The organism is Cutibacterium sp. KBN10P07758, assembly GCF_050286205.1.
Classification (GTDB): domain Bacteria; phylum Actinomycetota; class Actinomycetes; order Propionibacteriales; family Propionibacteriaceae; genus Cutibacterium; species Cutibacterium acnes.
Map to the genome: position 1 here is coordinate 2,420,963 of NZ_JBNNQV010000001.1, position 16,563 is coordinate 2,437,525.

13 protein-coding genes are annotated in these 16,563 nt (G+C 60.5%); 3 read left to right on the plus strand and 10 right to left on the minus strand.

Going from position 1 to position 16,563, the window contains the following annotated elements:
- Positions 1-38: 38 nt before the first annotated feature.
- From ACOYO3_RS11880 to ACOYO3_RS11905, 6 genes are all read right to left on the minus strand, one after another.
- Entirely contained in the window at positions 39-1,325 is a 1,287-nt protein-coding gene (locus ACOYO3_RS11880; RefSeq protein WP_002515888.1) for a chloride channel protein, read from the minus strand.
- A gap of 44 nt (positions 1,326-1,369) precedes the next feature.
- Complete coding sequence (locus ACOYO3_RS11885; protein WP_002515931.1) at positions 1,370-2,827, minus strand: NAD-dependent succinate-semialdehyde dehydrogenase; 1,458 nt, start codon at positions 2,825-2,827, stop codon at positions 1,370-1,372.
- An 82-nt stretch (positions 2,828-2,909) separates the two neighbouring features.
- Positions 2,910-3,677 carry an ABC transporter ATP-binding protein gene (locus ACOYO3_RS11890; RefSeq protein ID WP_074323589.1) on the minus strand — a complete coding sequence of 256 codons (768 nt, stop codon included), beginning with the start codon at positions 3,675-3,677 and terminating at the stop codon, positions 2,910-2,912.
- A complete protein-coding gene (locus ACOYO3_RS11895; RefSeq protein WP_002515839.1) occupies positions 3,670-4,839 on the minus strand; it encodes a FecCD family ABC transporter permease in 1,170 nt (389 codons plus the stop codon). The genes ACOYO3_RS11890 and ACOYO3_RS11895 overlap by 8 nt, the downstream gene beginning before the upstream one ends.
- The gene (locus tag ACOYO3_RS11900; protein WP_002524593.1) at positions 4,820-5,827 is read right to left on the minus strand and encodes an ABC transporter substrate-binding protein; all 1,008 of its coding nucleotides are present in this window, start codon (positions 5,825-5,827) and stop codon (positions 4,820-4,822) included. Before ACOYO3_RS11900 ends, ACOYO3_RS11895 begins: the two co-directional genes overlap by 20 nt.
- Before the next feature lie 241 nt (positions 5,828-6,068).
- Complete coding sequence (locus tag ACOYO3_RS11905; protein ID WP_002518592.1) at positions 6,069-6,938, minus strand: class I SAM-dependent methyltransferase; 870 nt, start codon at positions 6,936-6,938, stop codon at positions 6,069-6,071.
- 214 nt (positions 6,939-7,152) lie between these two features.
- Here ACOYO3_RS11905 and ACOYO3_RS11910 point away from each other — a divergent pair, with 214 nt between their 5' ends.
- Both ACOYO3_RS11910 and ACOYO3_RS11915 read left to right on the plus strand, forming a co-directional pair.
- Entirely contained in the window at positions 7,153-7,905 is a 753-nt protein-coding gene (locus ACOYO3_RS11910; protein WP_002515702.1) for an ABC transporter ATP-binding protein, read from the plus strand.
- Positions 7,899-9,353, plus strand: a complete 1,455-nt coding sequence (locus ACOYO3_RS11915; RefSeq protein WP_002524592.1) for an FtsX-like permease family protein — start codon at positions 7,899-7,901, stop codon at positions 9,351-9,353. The genes ACOYO3_RS11910 and ACOYO3_RS11915 overlap by 7 nt, the downstream gene beginning before the upstream one ends.
- Positions 9,354-9,361: 8 nt before the next feature.
- Here ACOYO3_RS11915 and ACOYO3_RS11920 read toward each other — a convergent pair whose 3' ends face one another.
- Genes ACOYO3_RS11920 through ACOYO3_RS11930 form a run of 3 tightly spaced genes read right to left on the minus strand, consistent with a single transcriptional unit; the run spans position 9,362 to position 14,637 of the window.
- Positions 9,362-9,517 carry a hypothetical protein gene (locus tag ACOYO3_RS11920; protein WP_002512781.1) on the minus strand — a complete coding sequence of 52 codons (156 nt, stop codon included), beginning with the start codon at positions 9,515-9,517 and terminating at the stop codon, positions 9,362-9,364.
- 21 nt (positions 9,518-9,538) lie between these two features.
- Positions 9,539-11,908, minus strand: a complete 2,370-nt coding sequence (locus ACOYO3_RS11925) for a YhgE/Pip domain-containing protein (RefSeq protein WP_002525540.1) — start codon at positions 11,906-11,908, stop codon at positions 9,539-9,541.
- Positions 11,905-14,637 carry an MMPL family transporter gene (locus ACOYO3_RS11930; protein WP_002524590.1) on the minus strand — a complete coding sequence of 911 codons (2,733 nt, stop codon included), beginning with the start codon at positions 14,635-14,637 and terminating at the stop codon, positions 11,905-11,907. The genes ACOYO3_RS11925 and ACOYO3_RS11930 overlap by 4 nt, the downstream gene beginning before the upstream one ends.
- A 116-nt stretch (positions 14,638-14,753) precedes the next feature.
- Between ACOYO3_RS11930 and ACOYO3_RS11935 the strand changes: the two genes are divergently transcribed.
- The gene (locus ACOYO3_RS11935) at positions 14,754-15,386 is read left to right on the plus strand and encodes a TetR/AcrR family transcriptional regulator (RefSeq protein WP_002519828.1); all 633 of its coding nucleotides are present in this window, start codon (positions 14,754-14,756) and stop codon (positions 15,384-15,386) included.
- A gap of 72 nt (positions 15,387-15,458) precedes the next feature.
- Here ACOYO3_RS11935 and galE read toward each other — a convergent pair whose 3' ends face one another.
- Entirely contained in the window at positions 15,459-16,520 is a 1,062-nt protein-coding gene (gene galE / locus ACOYO3_RS11940) for a UDP-glucose 4-epimerase GalE (RefSeq protein WP_002524589.1), read from the minus strand.
- Positions 16,521-16,563 lie beyond the last annotated feature (43 nt).

Here is a 16,563-nt window from a genome sequence, read left to right on the forward strand (position 1 = left end):
TGGGTGCGCCGCACCGCGGCTGGTACATTGCGTTCACACTACCGCGGATCAGACGTATGGCCCGGAGCCCGACCAATCCGTCCGTGGAGTCCCAGACCACGCCTACTAACGAGAACGAACCCTGTCCAACCGAGCATCACCGCTGCGACAACGACCGGGATCCCTAGCGCTCCAGCACGAGTCAGTTCTAGCGCGAAGGCGGCGGCGAAGAGCGGGGCACGCTGGGTCATAGACAACACGCATCCAGCACCGACGATCACCATCATGGCGATCTGGGAGGGTGCGTCGATCCCTGCCACCACGGCTACCAGAGCTCCGACCAGGGCGCCTGCGGATAGGGACGGGGTGAGTAGACCGCCGGCAGCACCGGAGCGTAATGCCACCGTCGTGGCGAGAATCTTGCCGACGAGCAGGATCACCAAACTAGCTGGAGCCACAGGATGGGCCAGCACCAGATTGACGATGACCTGGCCATTTCCGACCACTTGAGGTGCCGCCAGAGCGATGGCGGTCACTCCGGCCGATCCCAACGGAACCGTCCACCACAGCCTGGAGGTAACCGGGACTCGCCGTTTCATCTCCCCAAAGAGCACTCCCATCCCGGCTCCTACAACGGTGGAAACCGCAACGACAAGAACCATCCAGCCAAGGCCGGGACCTGTCACTGTGGCGGCTGGTGAACGATAGATGGGGCGGTCATGGTTCAACAACCATGCCGTCACCGTTGATAGGACGGAGATGACGCCGGCTATTCCCACCTGTCCCCAGCCACGTTTGGTGCGAAGATCAGGGCGCACCGTCAGTTCTAGGGCGTACAGCGCTCCAGCGACGGGCACGTTATAGACCGATGCCAGGCCGGCACCGGCGGCGCTGGCCAGCACAACCCGCCGGGTGGCGACGTCGACTCGGAAAGTGTCGGATAGCCCTTGGGCAGCCAGGGCAGCCATCTGACGCGGTGCCGCCTCTCGGCCTAGGGAGCTTCCTGACCCGACGACGACGAGCTGGGCGAGGGCGTCAACGATGGTCTCGACTGGGCGTAGCCGCGTCGGAGAGTCGATGGCCTGTCGCACCGAGGTAATCGACCCCGATGGGAACGGACGCAGCCACCGCCACGTCAAGCCCGCAATGAGAGCACCCATAATCGGCGCGACGAGGCGTCGCCACATAACGACTTCCCCAACACCCGTCGTCGACGAGGAGAAGGGCACACCGAAGGCGCAGACCTCAATGAGGTGGGACAGTTCGCTTGTAAGGCCACCGATGAGTCCCGACGCCAACCCCGTCAGTACGACGGCGGCAACGAATCGGATCCGTGAGGTGACCACGAGTCAGACGCTACCGCCACAACCTTAAGAGCACGGCCTATGAATCACGCTGGAAGGGCGACGTAGATCGTCTCCAGGAATTCTTCAATACCCTGGTAGGAACCCTCGCGTCCCAGCCCGGATTCCTTGACGCCACCAAATGGGGCAGCCGCGTTAGAGAACACCCCTAGGTTCGCACCGATCATGCCGGTCTCCAGCTTCTGTCCCATCCGTAGGATGCGAGCTGTGTCACTGGTGAACACGTACCCGGCCAGTCCCACCGGAACCGAGTTGGCGAGGGCTAACGCTTCCTCTTCGGTGCGGAAGGTCGTTATCGGGGCGACTGGCCCGAAAATCTCGGTTTGCATGATCTCAGCGTCAGCGGGAACGCCAGAGAGCACCGTCGGTGGATAGAACCAGCCCTTATCCTCGGGAATCTCACCACCGCAACGCAGGGTGGCACCGGCCTCGATAGCTGAACGCACCAGGCCGTCAACTTTTTCGCGGTCACGCTCGGTGATCATGGGCCCGACCTCGGATTTTTCGTCCAACCCGTCCCCGACGACCAAACCGGACATCATCTCGATCATCTTGTCGGTGAATTCCTCGGCCACCGACTCGTGGACGATAAAGCGGTTCGCAGCGATGCATACCTCGCCCATATTGCGCATCTTGGCGCCCTTGGCCCCGATGATGGCCTGGTCCAGGTCGGCGTCGTCGAAGACGATGAAGGGAGCGTTGCCACCAAGTTCCATCGAGGTGCGCAATACGTGCTTGGCAGCCTTGCCCAGCAGATTTGCACCCACCCCGGTAGACCCGGTGAAGGACAATTTGCGCAGTCGCGGATCCTCCAGGATGGCGTCAGTGACAGCGTGATCCAGACCAGTGATGACATTGAGAACACCGGCTGGCAGACCAGCTTCGAGGAACGTCTTGGCAAGCAGCAAGGTGGTCAACGGGGTAGCCGAGGCCGGGCGAATCACCACAGTGCACCCAGCAGCCAGAGCCGGGGCGATCTTGCGGGTAGCCATCGCCAACGGGAAGTTCCATGGGGTGATGAATAGGCACGGACCGACGGGACGCTTGGTGACCAACTGACGGATGTTGCCCTCCGGCAGCAAGCCGTAGTCACCGCGGATGCGTACCGCCTCCTCCGAGAACCAGCGCAGGAATTCGGAGCCATACGTGACCTCGCCGTAGGACTCCGCGAGCGGCTTGCCCATCTCGAGGGTCATGAGGCGGGCGAAGTCATCCTTGCGCTCGGTGACGAGGTTAAAAGTCTTGCGCAGGATTTCGGCACGCTCCCGCGGGGCGGTGTCGGCCCAAGAGTGCTGGGCGCGAACAGCAGCGTCAAGGGCATCGGTGCCCTGGTCAACAGAGGCATCGGCGATGGCGACGAGGGGCTTCTCGGTGGCGGGATTGATGACGTCGAAGGTGCGGGACGCCTCGGCGTCCACCCATTCTCCGTCAATGAGCAACTGGGTGGGAAGATCGGAGGGGAGCGAACGGTCGTTGGTCATCATGAAACAACCCTACGACGGGGTGTCGACGCTATGGCAGGGTTCGACGTTCACGTGGGGAGAACACTTCCCATAATCGAATCACTCACAGGATGGTCACATGGACCGTTCCGTTAGGCTGCCGAACGACATCAGTCTTCACGTGGTAAACATCGTCGAGGACGTTCGGAGACAGCACAGTCGACGGAGCACCGCAGGCAACGCAGCTTCCCCCTGACATCAAAACCAACGTGTCACAAAAGCGACCCGCCAAGTTGATGTCGTGGAGTGCGATTACCGTCGTCGCATTGAGACGACGGAGTAGGTGCATCAGCTTGAGTTGATGATGGATGTCGAGATGATTAGTCGGCTCATCCATGACGATCATGCCGGTTTGCTGAGCAAGCGCCCTCGCGATCGTCACTCGCTGTCTCTCACCCCCAGAAATCCTCGAAAAAGACGATCCTGCAAGATTGTCGACTTCCATAACCTCCATCGCCGCGTGGCACAGTTCGAGATCACCAGCTCCCAGCGACTGCCACGACCTTTTGTGAGGAGCTCTCCCCATCCGAACAATTTCACCACAGGTTAGCGGAAACTCCGCAGGTGTTTCCTGCAGGACCACACAGATATGTTGCGCCGACCACTTTGCGTCCCGTGACCAGACGTCTACTCCATCTAAGGTTACAGATCCCCTCGCGGGTTTCCTCGAGTGAAAGATCGACCGCAATATCGTCGATTTATCACTCCCATTCGGACCAAGAATTCCCACAACATCGCCTGGTCGGGCACAAAAATTGACGCCGTCGACAATGCAATGTCCATCGATGTCTACACCCAAGTTATCGACAACAAGCTTTGCACCTTTAATCATCTTTCCGCCTCCCGCCGTTGCGACGCAAGAGAAAAAGAAAGAATGGGGCGCCGACTAAGGCGGTGACTATACCAACCGGCAATTCCTGTGGCCTGATAACCATTCGGGCGCCAAGGTCTGCTAGTACAGTGAAGATCGCACCCAGCAATAGCCCGATGGGAAGAGTTCTACGGTGATCCGCCCCCACACACAACCTCGTAATGTGCGGCATGACCAGCCCTATGAAACCAACAACTCCGCATACTGCAACAGTCACGCCGACGATAGCGGCGGCGACGGCAAACATCCATGTTCGAAATCGATTTACGTTCAGACCGAGGGAACCCGCACTTTCTTCACCAGCGAGCAGGATATTGAGGTTCGAGGCTTGCGCCAGGCACAGAATTATCCCGATCGCCAGGACGCCGGAAGGAAACAAAAGATTCTCCCATTTGGCCGCCCCAAAACCGCCTAGACTCCAGAACAACACCTGTGAGGCCAATTGTGGGTCGGGTGATGTCAGCACCATAAAGTTGTTAACCGCCGACAGCAGAGCCGAGACAGCCGTTCCAGTGAGTATCAAAGTTCCTGCGGTCATGGTCTGTCGTTGGCGTGCAACCATGATTACGAGAAGAAGCGTCAAAAATGCGCCACCGAATGCCGCCAACCCCAGCGACACCGTGCCTCCGATGAGTAACCCGAACCGCATTACCGCAATGGCTCCCGTTGCCGCTCCCGATGAAACACCCAGGATAGTCGGGTTGGCCAGAGGATTACGCAAAAGCGCCTGCACAACCGTACCAACAGTGGTCAATGCCATACCTGCCACAGCAGCCAGGAGCACCCGTGGTAGACGCGTATCAGCGACGATTCGATCGATAGCTGGGGTCCATTCGACCGATATAACGCCTTCTGGAAACACCCGGTGAGCCACAACCTTCCACACCATAGTGAATGGAACCTGGACCGATCCAATGGACAGCGCGGTACCCAAAACGAAAAGTAGAACCGTCACGAAGACCAGAATGAGAACCACCGAACGCCCCCGACGTAAATCGGATTGGTAACTCGTCACGTCCTCCAAGGACCGAGCCGGAACGCGATTTAAGATAGCAACGAGATCACCCTGGTCGCTCACGGACCTGACGGACGTATCGTCACCCTCACTGTGCGCACCTAGCATCAGCTATGGAACTGTTTAGAAGTTGTTCAATACTCTCGGCGGACCGGGGACCTGGCTGGGCTAAAGACAGGCTAATGACAGGGAAGGCGTTGTTCTTAACAGCCTTAGTATCCTTAAGAGCAGGAATGGACTTTAGCGTCTTAATCTTCTGATCCACACTGGGCGTCTTATAGTCGTAGATGAGAATCATGTCTGGATCAGCTTTGGCTACTTGCTCCCACGACATCTTTCCCCATCTCAGCGGCTCATGGGCAAAAATATTCTCTCCCCCTGCCGCATCGATCATCACTGATGCGTAGGCCCATCCACCTACAGTGATCGGAGCTTCTATGCCTGAATTATACAGGAATACTTTGGGGCGATCCTTACCCTTTACAGAGTTCTTGACACTACTAACCTTGGAATTGAACCTGCGAACAGCCTTTTCCGCCTTATCGTTGACATCGAAGATTTGACCAATCGTCCTAATCTCTTTGGTTTCATCTTCAAGGGTCTTCACCTGGTCAGAGCACCCCACCGGACTCAGATGGGTCTTAATTCCAAGCTTTTTGAGATCCTCTCTAGTGTGTCCATTACTCTTCGAGAATCCATCCGGATATCCCGAATAAACGAAATCTGGGTTAACAGAGAGGAGCTTTTCCATAGACGGTTGCCCGGAGGCGAGAATCGGAATGGAATCGTATGCCTTCTTGTACTGCGATCCAATAGGACGATTACGTTGATATGCCGTTCCAACCATCCGCTTTTCGAGACCCAGTTCGAGCATCGTCTCGGTCGCGGTGGAGGTCAAGGTTACGGCACGCTTAGGAGCAGATTCGAATACCTGACTGACACCACAACTGGTGACAGTCAGAGGATACGAAGTGTGCCCCTGCATCACCGGCAACGTTGCAGTCGATGCTTTCGAAATACTGGGATCAGTGACAGCACTTCCACAACCAACAAGACTGAATATAGGCATCGCCATCGCGGCAATAAGCGCGGTCATTCGCACGCGTTTTCGCACCATCAAATTATCCTTTCAACCGCGCGCCCATCGACGACCTTGCCCACAGGACACACGTCCAACAAGAGTTTCTTCGCGCTCGCTTGAATGCGCCAACAGGGAAAGCATAGCAATGGTCCAATTAATAGAATTCGCGATCACCAGCGTGCACTCATGGCAGGACGTGCCACTCCATCTTCAGCTTCCAATCGCGCCAGTCAGTGGCATCTCTATATGCAATATGTCACAAATTCCGTGCTGGAATGTTCTTTCCCTGCGCATGGATCAGACCAACGGTCCGCTTGTAACGCCAACCGCTTCGAATCCTCACAGCGTGAGTGTCCAGGTACTCCATTGCAGCTACCTTGCTGCCACCGTGGGCATCGATCTCGCGCTCCAGTTCGGTCTCACCGATAACTCGATACTCTTCTAGCACCCGAATTTCCGCGGGTATGCCAAGTTGTGCCAAACCCCCGGCAAACAACAGATGCCTGGCTTGAGACGCTACGATTCCTCCCCCTCTAGCCACCGCAAGCGCGTGATCCCACACGGTCGGCGACCCAGTGGTGTCAATGATGATGAGATGCTTCTTTGTCTGCCGCACCATGGCCTGGAGCGATGCCTGTAGGTCGAGGTTCCAGTACAACGACCACGCTGCCATAACGCTGTCAAACTGGCAACCGAGGTCCGCTGGCCATTCCTGATGAACGACATCGATCTCGACGTCTTTCTCCTCGGCAGAACTTTCCAAGACACTTAGCATGTCCTCGGATCGATCCAGCACGGTCACCCGGCACCCGCGCTGTGCCAGCGGAATCGCAAACCTTCCCGTTCCTCCACCAACGTCGAGGACCGAAGATCCCGGCTCCACGATCTCGGTTACGGCTGCGATCTGCGCCAACGAGCCACCCGTCTCCCCGGCGTGCTGGTCATAGACCCGGGCATAACAACGCCAGAATTCCCGTTCCTCTTCCAGAGTCCTGCGTTGGGGATCACAGCTCCTGTCATGCTCCCACAGCCCGAAGTAATCAATGATCTCCATCCCGCCTCCCTGCATGGCCTGGCCCCGTAAACGGTACCGGCCCCTATGACCGATGTACCCACCCGCACCCATGGCAATCACGTTCGTAACCCGGGGTGCTGCCACTGTGGGTGGTGTTGACCCTCATCACGAACAAGATTGACACAGCACCCGCTGAGCCCGACTGCCCGGACCCGATCTGGTTTGCGCATAACCGGCCGCAAACACGCTCATACCACAGAAGGACCAGCTAATTCGCTCGCCAGCACGATGCGTGACGAGGGGTTCCAGCAACACAGTGGATGCCATGTTGACGACAACTCGCCCACATCCCCGCGCCGCTGACACAACCATCCGTGGTGCTCACCTGCGCGCCCTCGGACTGACGAAAACCTACGGGATGACACGTGCCCTCGATCACATCGACATCGCCATCCCAGCTGGCCAGTCGGTCGCCGTCATGGGGCCGTCCGGGTCAGGCAAGACCACCCTGCTGCACTGCTTGTCGGGGATCCTCTCGCCTGACTCTGGCAGTATCGAACTGGCTCTGCCGGACCGCACCGTCAACGTCGAAAACCTCTCTAACGAAGGCCGAGCAAAGCTACGCCGTCAATCCCTTGGTTTCGTCTTCCAACAAGGAATGCTCGTACCCGAGCTCACTGCTGTCGAGAACACCGCCCTACCCCTCATGCTTAACGGCGTATCCCGAACCGATGCGGTCAGGTATGCCACCCAATGGCTTGAATCGATGGGGTTAGGCGGCATGGAGGATCGTCGGATTGGTCAGCTCTCCGGGGGCCAAGCTCAACGCGTCGCTATTGCCCGGTCCCAGGTAATCGATCCGTCGATTGTCTTCGCTGACGAACCCACCGGAGCCCTCGACTCGGCCACCGCCATCGAAGTGATGGCCATTCTGCTTTCGGCGACGACCGGGCGGGGACGCACCCTCGTCGTCGTCACCCATGATGAGGACGTCGCCCGCCGCTGCCAGCGCATCCTTCATCTGCACGACGGTCGGATCGTCTCTGACGACGTACGTCATTCCGATGGGAGGTGGTGATCATGACTATGACGCCACCTATCGAACCGGGAACCGCCGATCAAAGGATCCCGTCCCTCACCGTCCCCGAGCCACTGGGAGCTACGCCCGGACGTCTTACCACTGCTGCGATCCTCAGCATGACCCTCCGTGCCTCAGCCGCTGACCACTCCACCTGGCGGCTGCCGGTAGTTGCTTTCGCTGTCATTGCAACCATCATCCTCGACGTCACTGGCGGTGCCGTCATGATGTGGCATCTACCGGGAGACAACTCTGGCTTCTACAAGCTGACCTCGACAATTGCCGTCATCCTGCTGGTGCTGCCCTTGATGACCCTGGCAGCTTCGGCGGCACGATTATCGGCGCGACGCCGGGACGACCGGTTGTCCTCTCTACGACTTGTGGGCGCTTCGTCCCACCTGTTGCGGGTAGTGGCCCTGACCGAGGCCGGGCTACAAGCCCTTGTAGGTTCCATCCTGGGCATCACCGGATACGTACTGTGCCTGCCTCTGCTAGGACAGCTCTCCTTCAACGGCGGAAAGGTCGGCGCAGATTCAATCCTGCTCAGGCCTATCCCCGTGGCCGGAGTCATCCTCACTCTCGTGCTACTAGCCCTTGTCAGCTCTGCGATCGGCCTGCGTACGGTCGACGTCTCCCCGCTTGGAGTGCGAATGCGCAGCCAACCTCGGTCAGTCTCGTGGGTTCGGCTGGCAATCGGTGGTGCCATAGTCCTGCTCATCGTCTTTTCTAAGGCCGTGTTGGGATTTCTCGGTCACCAAACAGGCATGGTCGGCGTGTACGTGTTTATCGCCGTCATTCTGGCTGCCGTCGTCGAGCTCGCCAACATCATTGGGCCGAAGCTACTGGCTATGTACTTCCAGCACCGTCTACAACGGGCCAAAGATGCCACCGATCTCGTGGCAGCCCGCCAGGTGCTGGAGAACCCGCGCGCCGCCTGGACCCAGGTAGCCTCGCTAGGAGCGGTGTGCGTGGTCGGAATGCTGGGAGGCACCGGAGCCGCAATGATGCAAACCATCAACAACGATCCCCCGGCCACGAAATCCGCCCGCATCGTCGGAGGAGACCTACAGACCGGGGTGATCCTCCTCATCATCTTCGCGTTCGCCACCGTTGCCTGCTCGGTGGGAGTCAATCAAGCTTCCGCGATCCTCGACCGTCGATCTGTCGAAGTGGGGTTGGACGTCGTCGGGATGGATCTGCAAACCCAGGACAAGGTGCGACGCATCACTGTCATCTCACCGATGCGGTTCGCCATGGTCACCGGCATTATTGCCACCGGGCTGCTGCTCGTCCCGGCGACCGGAATTGCTCTCATCACCCGGCCAGCAACGGTCCTCGTAACGGTCGCCACCATTGTGGCGGGAGCGGGCATGGTTCGGCTGGGTCTGTGGGCTACCCGCCCGACTCTGCGCCGGGTCATCGACGATGGGCTAGCCCGGACTGAATAGGAAAAGGGTCAGCGTCGCTGCTCATCGTCGGGGCGCTCGTCGATCCCATCCATACCGAATCGCCAAACCTCGTCGATCCAGCCCCTCCTCACTGAGCTGATCCGGCTGACCACTGCAATGGTACTGGCCACGACGGCAAGGCCCACAAGGAAAGGTTTGTTCACGGCACCACTGTAGGTCGACGGCTACCCCGAGCCCAGCAGCGCCTTCGCGCTGGTCTGGCGACGCCGCCCCACCGCCCCCATGCTGGCCACCAGAGCCACCACGGCCCAAGCCACGACGGCCACTAAGGACCCAAACGCGGGATTCTGGCCGGCCACCACGGCCTGCACCGCCCGCAGGGCCGGGTTGAGGGGGGAGACGGCGTCGGCCCAGCGCACCGGAGCGGGAACTGTGCTGGCTAATCCAGCAGCCACTGTGGCGGTGACCAGCACGACACTGATAAGACGCCCCAGCCCGTGCAGCCATGCCGCCAGGGAGTGGTTGACCAGCCCGAACATCACCCCGACAAGCAGCAACAAGCTACCCAAACCGATTGACCTCGGCACCGAAAGCCCCAGAGCCGTACCACCAATGACGGCCAGGCCACCGCTCACCGCAACGCTTACCACTGCCCCAACCGACATTGTCCGGGCCAATAACCCCAGGGTTGAGCGTGAGGAGGTGAGTGCCCCCGAGGGCACCGTCCGGGCCACCAACCAGGTCGCCAGAGCAGCGATCCAGGCGCCCAGGACGAGCAGCACAGCGACGACAGCCACCGAGGTCGCGATAGCTGGTCCGTCCCCGTTGACAGGTGCAGAGACGACGTCGGCAAGCTTGGTGCGGTCGTTCTGGGAGTATGTCGGCACCTTCTTGGCTCCGGCTGCCAGCTGGCTGGAGAACACGCCGGTGCCCTTGGTGAGTTTCCGGGCTCCTGAGTCGAGCTTGGTCATCCCCGACGCGAAGGTTCCAGCCCCCGTGGCGGCTTTCGCCAGGCCGTCGGAGAGACGATCTACCCCATCGACGTACTGGTTAACGCCGTTTTGAAGTTTCGGCGTCGAGCCAGCAGCCTTACTCACCCCAGCGGTGTAGGCGTCGACCCCGTGGGCAAGAGTCGCGGCCCCTGACGATAACTTCACCCCGCCGGCCTTGAGCTGTTGGGACCGGCTGGCTAAGGCCTGGGCACCGGTAGCGGCCTGGTGGATACCCTCATGTAGCCGGGTGACCTGCCTGACCATCTTCGGCAAACCAGTGCGCAGTTGTGTGGTGAACTCATTGACCCCTCGAGACAGTCGTGAGGAACCGTCAGCAAGTTCGTCGATGCCGTCGTCGATGCTCTTGCCAGAGTTCGGATCCTTGATCGCCATCGCCTTGACGGCCACCCCCGACCCAGCCCGCACGCCCAGGGCGTACCCATCGGTCATCGCGTCGCGGACGATGGGTACCAGGTCGTGGCATTCCTGCGCGGTGTGGCTTCGCATGCATCGACGCAGGAAGTCAGCCTCGCCCCGGGACAGGGCTTCCTTACTAAGTTCCGCGGTTTTCTTTCCCGACGCGTACTGGCGGATCTCAGTGCGGTAACCCACCAGATTGCCGGTGAACTGGTCGATGCCATCAGCAAGCTGTCCGGCCCCACCGGCGAGTTTGTCGAGCTGGGAGGGATCGATTTTCCCGGTAGCCGCAGCGATCTTCTCATCCATCGTCGTCAAACCAGCCGACAGCTGCCCGATGCCGTCGACGACCTTCCCCGTGCCATCGGTGTAGGTCGCCACCCCGCTGGCCAGCCCATCGGCCCCTTGGCTGAGCTGCTGGCCCTTGTGAGACAAGGTTGTGAGCCCTCCGGAGAGCTGGGAGACACCGTCGGTGAGCTTGCCGCCGTTAGCTGACAACCGCTGAGCTCCCCCGCTGAGCTTCGTCATGCCGGAGGCAAGGGTGGCTGCGCCGGCGGAAGAACGTTTAGTGCCGTCAGCGAGTTTCGTGGCCCCGTCGTCCAGTTTCGCCGCAGCGCCGGCCATCCTGGCCATCTGTTCGGCAAACCGATTGAAACCAACGTAGACATTCTCCAGATATTTCGAAGTCAGGGTGGTGTTGAGGGACCGGCGCGCCACCTGGGCGGTGAGCTCAGCGATCGTGGTGTCGGTGACCGGGGAGTTCTGGGAGGCCGTCACGTCGATGAGGGCCTGTTTGGCCTTGTTGACGTCGTTGGCGGAGAAGGAGGTGGCATCAGCCGAGAAGGACTCCGGAATCGTCACCACCACCGAGTAAGTGCCGTCCCGCAGCCCCTCGGCAGCCCCCTGGGCGTCGGTGAGAGTCCAGTCGACGGTGTGGCCATCAGTGGTGTGCGAGCCAGAGTCCATCAAGGCGGCGGTGAGTTGGCGGCCCATCGGAACCAGTTGTCCACGCACCTTGACGGCCTTGTCCTCGTTGACGACGGCCGCTTTCACCCGGCCCAACCGGTCGGTGGTATGCCAGGTCGTCCCGACCAATCCGGCGACCACCAGCAGCGGAACGAGGACGAGAACCACCACCGCCGGCCACCTTAACCTGATCGTGGAATGGGAACGTTCAGTCATCATCGAGTACCTCCAGAGGACGACTCAAAATGGTGTTCGGCCAGGTTGTGGATGATCTGTGGGGAGAGCCAATCGATGCGACCGCGACGCTGGGCACCCAAGATCACCGCAGCCTCGCCGGCTTCGCGAACCAGGGATTCCAGCAGATCCCGAGTAATGGGATCGACGATCCGGTCGGCGTGGTCAATGAGGAACAGCCGGGGACGTTTACTGGGTCGTCGGGGCAGATGGGTGAGTACCGTCATCGCTGAGCGCAGCTCGTCAACGAAATCCGGAGCGGACGCGTCGAGGAACCACGTCACCCGACGCACTCTGGAAGCCCGCTCGGGTAGCAGCAATCCTCCCGACCTCATCCGGCCGTGATCCAAGGGCAGCCGTCCCCCGATCGCCAGCAGGACGGCCGAGACACTGTTCTGCGATCCGACGACGGCTTGCACCTGACGCGGTTCGACGTGCAGGTCGAGGCCTTCGAAGAGCCCCTCCACCCCGATCCCCTCGGCGTGCAGGGCCTCGGTGTGATCCGCTGTGGGCCAGGCGGCCAGCTTTTCCTCGTGGGCGATCCCTTCTCCCTCGATGTCGAGGCGGGGTAGGCGTCGATCCAGCCACCCGGGCAGCCACCAGGCCTTGTCACCTAGCAGAGCCATCACGGCCGGAACGAGGGTCATCCGCACCAAGAAGGCATCCGTGAGGATCCCGACGGCCAGGGCCAGGGCGATTTCCTTGATGGCGTTCATGCCCTCGGGGATGAAGAAGACGAACACCGAAATCATGATGACGGCAGCTGCCGTCACGACCTTGCCCGAACCGATGAATCCCCTTGTCACAGCACCTTTGGCATCACCGGTGTGTACATATTCCTCACGCATCCGCGAGACCAGGAACACCTCGTAGTCCATCGCCAATCCGAACAGTATGCCCATGACGACGATAGGCATGAAGGAGATGATGGGCACCAGACGATCCAGGTTCACCACCTGCAACCCGATACCCCGGTTGAAGACGAGTTGGGAGACCCCGAAAGCGGCCAACACCGATAACAAGTACCCGACGGTGGCTTTGATGGGCACTGCGATGGAGCGAAACACCAAGGTCAGCAGCACTAGGCACAGCCCGACGACGAAGATCCCGAAGGGTAACAGGGCGGCACCTAGACGTTGCGAGACATCGAGCTTGATGGCTGTCAAGCCGGTGACGGCGGTGTCGACACCGTACGTATCGCGCCACTGAGTCTCGTGGTCACGCAGGGTACGCACCAGGTTATTAGTGGCCTCGTCGGCCGGGCCGGTGGTCGGCAGCACCTGGATCATCGCGGAGTCGGCATTTCGGTTCGGCACCGCCAGGGCAACGGTGTCAACCCCCGGAATCTTCTCGATGTCGGCCTTCAGCCCGTTGACTATTCTCATCGGGTCGTGCGAGGAGACGACGTCGGCGGTGACGATGACCGGCCCGTTGAACCCCGGCCCGAATTTCTGCTCCAGGACGTCATAGGTCTGCCGAGCGGTGTTGCTGGCCGGCAGTTCTGCAGCGGTGGGCAGGGAAAGGTGCAGGTCCTTCATGGGGACAGCCAAGGCCCCCAGCCCCACTACGACGACAAGAATGGTTACCAGCGGCACCCGCGTGACAGTGCGCACCCACCATCCGAAGATGCCCCCGGAACGTTCCTTTTCCCCGGCAGTCCTGGCCTTCGTGTCCGCGCGGGATCTCCTCGGACGCAACCTCTCCCCCATGAGCCCCATGAAGGCAGGGAGCATCGTCAGGGCGATGACGACGGCCAGGGCCACACCAATGGCTGCGAAGATACCCATGACGGTGAGGAAGGGGATCCTGGCAATGGACAGGCCGATGAGGGCGATGACGACCGTCGCCCCGGCAAAGACCACCGCCGAACCCGAGGTCGCGACGGCTCGGGCAGCCGATTCCTGCACCTCGGCACCGTCACGCAGCTGGTCACGGTGGCGCGACAGGATGAACAGGGCGTAGTCGATCCCGACGGCCAGCCCAAGCATGACCGCCAGCATCGGTGTGACGGAGTTGACCGTGGTGAATCTGGTGAGAATCGCCATGCCTGAATAGGTGACCCCGACCCCGAGCACGGCTGTAACGATGGGCATTCCAGCTGCTACCAGGGATCCCAGGGTGACGGAGAGGACAACGAGGGCCACCCCGACTCCGATGACCTCGGTGATCGACAGGGAGGGTAGCGTCGCCTCGAAGGCTTGTCCCCCTACGTACACATGGGACCCTGATGGCAGGTCCGATTGAATCTCGTTGCCAACCCTGATCAGGTCGTGACGTCCGGAATCAGGAAAGGTCACCGCGTTGTTCTGCCCCAGCTCTACCTGGATGACGGCCGCGGTGTGGTCCTTGTTGACCATCCCGGTAACGTACTTGTTCCACGGTGATGTCGCCCCGGTGACGAGGGGGAGGTCTTTGAGCTCGTCCACCCCCTTTTCGATCCGGGAGCGGATGAGCTTCGACGAGATGTTGGTGCCGTCAGGGACGGTGACGACGACGTTGGCGCTGAGCGCAGAGGCCTGCGGGAAGGCCACCTGGAGTTTGTCGTAGGCCACCTGCGAAGGCGCCCCGGGGATGGTGAAGAAATCGTCGTAGTCACCGTGCAGAGCGGCAACTCCCACACCAAGCAGAGCCAGCAGGACCAGCCACAGTGCTACAACGGTCTTGGCCCGCCGGAAACACCACACCCCGAGATCGTGGAGCAAGGAGGACATCATCACCCCTCGGTTGGAATCACACGAACACCACTCGATACACTTATGTATCCGAGGTAGCATCGTATCCGATACATCCACCCCATGAGTGGTTGCACGTCCACTGCCTCGGGATCCTCATGACTACAACCAGCGACACCCCTCCGATCTCGGCGCGCCGCGCCGCCACCCAAGCTCGGCTGGCCGATGCCGCCGTTGCTGTTTTTGCCCGCAAGGGGGTCCCGGGATCGACCGTCGAGGAGATTTGCGAGGAGGCTGGGTTCACCCGCGGCGCCTTTTACTCCAACTTCACCTCGAAAGACGACCTGTGCACCACGGTGCTACGTCGTTATGCCGAGAAGAATCTTGCGACCCTGGGGTCCTCTCTGGACTTCCCCAACGACGGTCACGAAGCGTTGCGTGACCGCATCCACGGCATCATCGCCCTGTTCGCCTCAACCGTCGGCTCCGATCCCTTGACGGCCATGGCGATCCTGGAGATCACCATCGAGGCAGCACGGAATCCACGATTGCGTCAGGCCTACCGGCAGGTCGGGGACGCTATCACTCCTGCCTTGTGCCACATGGTCGAGCAGGCTCTGCGTGAACACGCCGCCACCGCCACCATCGCGGTTTCCGACCTCGTCGAGGTCACCCAAGCCGTCTTCGATTTTCGGGTGCTGGCGGCAATGGCGTCAGGACGCCAGGCCGACATCGACCGCATGACCAACCAGCTGACAATGATGGTGCTGACCTTCGTCCACCCCATGTGATCCCGCGACAGGCCCCGACATAGCACCGGCCCCGCACAAGTGCAGGGCCGGTGGTGTGGCAACAGGGAAGAATCAGTAACCCAGGATCTTCTTGCGCTCGGGCAACCATGCAATGGCGTCACGGATTCCATCCGCCTGGGTCAGCTCCGCGCTCCAACCGAGCAGGTCTTTGGCCCGGCGGGACACCGTGTAGGCACCTGCGACATCGCCGGGACGCGGCGGGCCGTAGACGACATTGAGGGATTTACCCGTACCCTCTTCGAAGGCCTTAACGAGCTCCTTAACGGTAACGCCGCTTCCGGTACCGATATTGAATACCTGGTACGGGTCGTCGGTCGTAACCTCATCGAGATGCTCCAAAGCAGCAACATGAGCGCGAGCCAGATCCCAAACGTGGATGTAGTCGCGAATACCTGACCCATCACGAGTCGGCCAGTCCACTCCAGTGACGGTGAAAGTGGAACCCTCCATCCAGGCGTCAATCATCTTGCCGAGCACGTGGGTGGGATGCTCAATCTGCTGACCAGTACGCAGCTTCGGGTCTGAACCGATCGGGTTAAAGTACCGCAGGCTCAATGCCTTGAGATCAGAGGCGTGCGCGGCGTCACGCAAGATGAACTCCACCATGAACTTGGTGGTGGCATAGGGGGAACCGGGGTCCAGAGCGGATTCCTCAGTGACCTTGGACTCCTCGTCAGTGGCATAGATCGACGCCGAGGACGAAAACAAGATGCGGTGTACGCCGTTGCGCTCCATTCCCTTGAGCAGAGCAACGGTCTTGCCGACATTGTTGCCGTAATAGGTCAGCGGCTCATCAACCGATTCGGGGACGATGATCTTGGCTGCGCAGTGGACGACGGCGTCGATCTGGTTCTCGGAGAAGACGCGATCGAGCAGGTCCTGATCAGCGATGTCGCCCTCGTAGAACGTGCGGTCGCGAACGAATTCGCGGCGTCCCGCGGATAGGTCGTCCAGCACGACGACCTCATGGCCGGCCTCCTCACATGCCGAACCAACCGTTGATCCGATGTAACCGGCCCCGCCGGTGATGAGAATCTTCATGGGAACCTTCCGTAACGTCGATCTCGTCGCCGTCAAGTCTAGGTGCGGCTCGCCAGCCTCGATGGCGGGCACGGGCTGCGTGTGGTGAATTGGTCACGAACGGTGCGCGTTGCCA

Excerpts from the sequence above, each read along its gene's own strand:
- ACOYO3_RS11885 (WP_002515931.1), bottom strand. The coding sequence starts at position 2,827 with ATGATGACCAACGACCGTTCGCTCCCCTCCGATCTTCCCACCCAGTTG.
- ACOYO3_RS11890 (WP_074323589.1), bottom strand. The coding sequence starts at position 3,677 with ATGATTAAAGGTGCAAAGCTTGTTGTCGATAACTTGGGTGTAGACATC.
- ACOYO3_RS11895 (WP_002515839.1), bottom strand. The coding sequence starts at position 4,839 with ATGCTAGGTGCGCACAGTGAGGGTGACGATACGTCCGTCAGGTCCGTG.
- ACOYO3_RS11900 (WP_002524593.1), bottom strand. The coding sequence starts at position 5,827 with ATGACCGCGCTTATTGCCGCGATGGCGATGCCTATATTCAGTCTTGTT.
- ACOYO3_RS11905 (WP_002518592.1), bottom strand. The coding sequence starts at position 6,938 with ATGGGTGCGGGTGGGTACATCGGTCATAGGGGCCGGTACCGTTTACGG.
- ACOYO3_RS11910 (WP_002515702.1), top strand. The coding sequence starts at position 7,153 with ATGTTGACGACAACTCGCCCACATCCCCGCGCCGCTGACACAACCATC.
- ACOYO3_RS11925 (WP_002525540.1), bottom strand. The coding sequence starts at position 11,908 with ATGATGACTGAACGTTCCCATTCCACGATCAGGTTAAGGTGGCCGGCG.
- ACOYO3_RS11930 (WP_002524590.1), bottom strand. The coding sequence starts at position 14,637 with ATGATGTCCTCCTTGCTCCACGATCTCGGGGTGTGGTGTTTCCGGCGG.
- ACOYO3_RS11935 (WP_002519828.1), top strand. The coding sequence starts at position 14,754 with ATGACTACAACCAGCGACACCCCTCCGATCTCGGCGCGCCGCGCCGCC.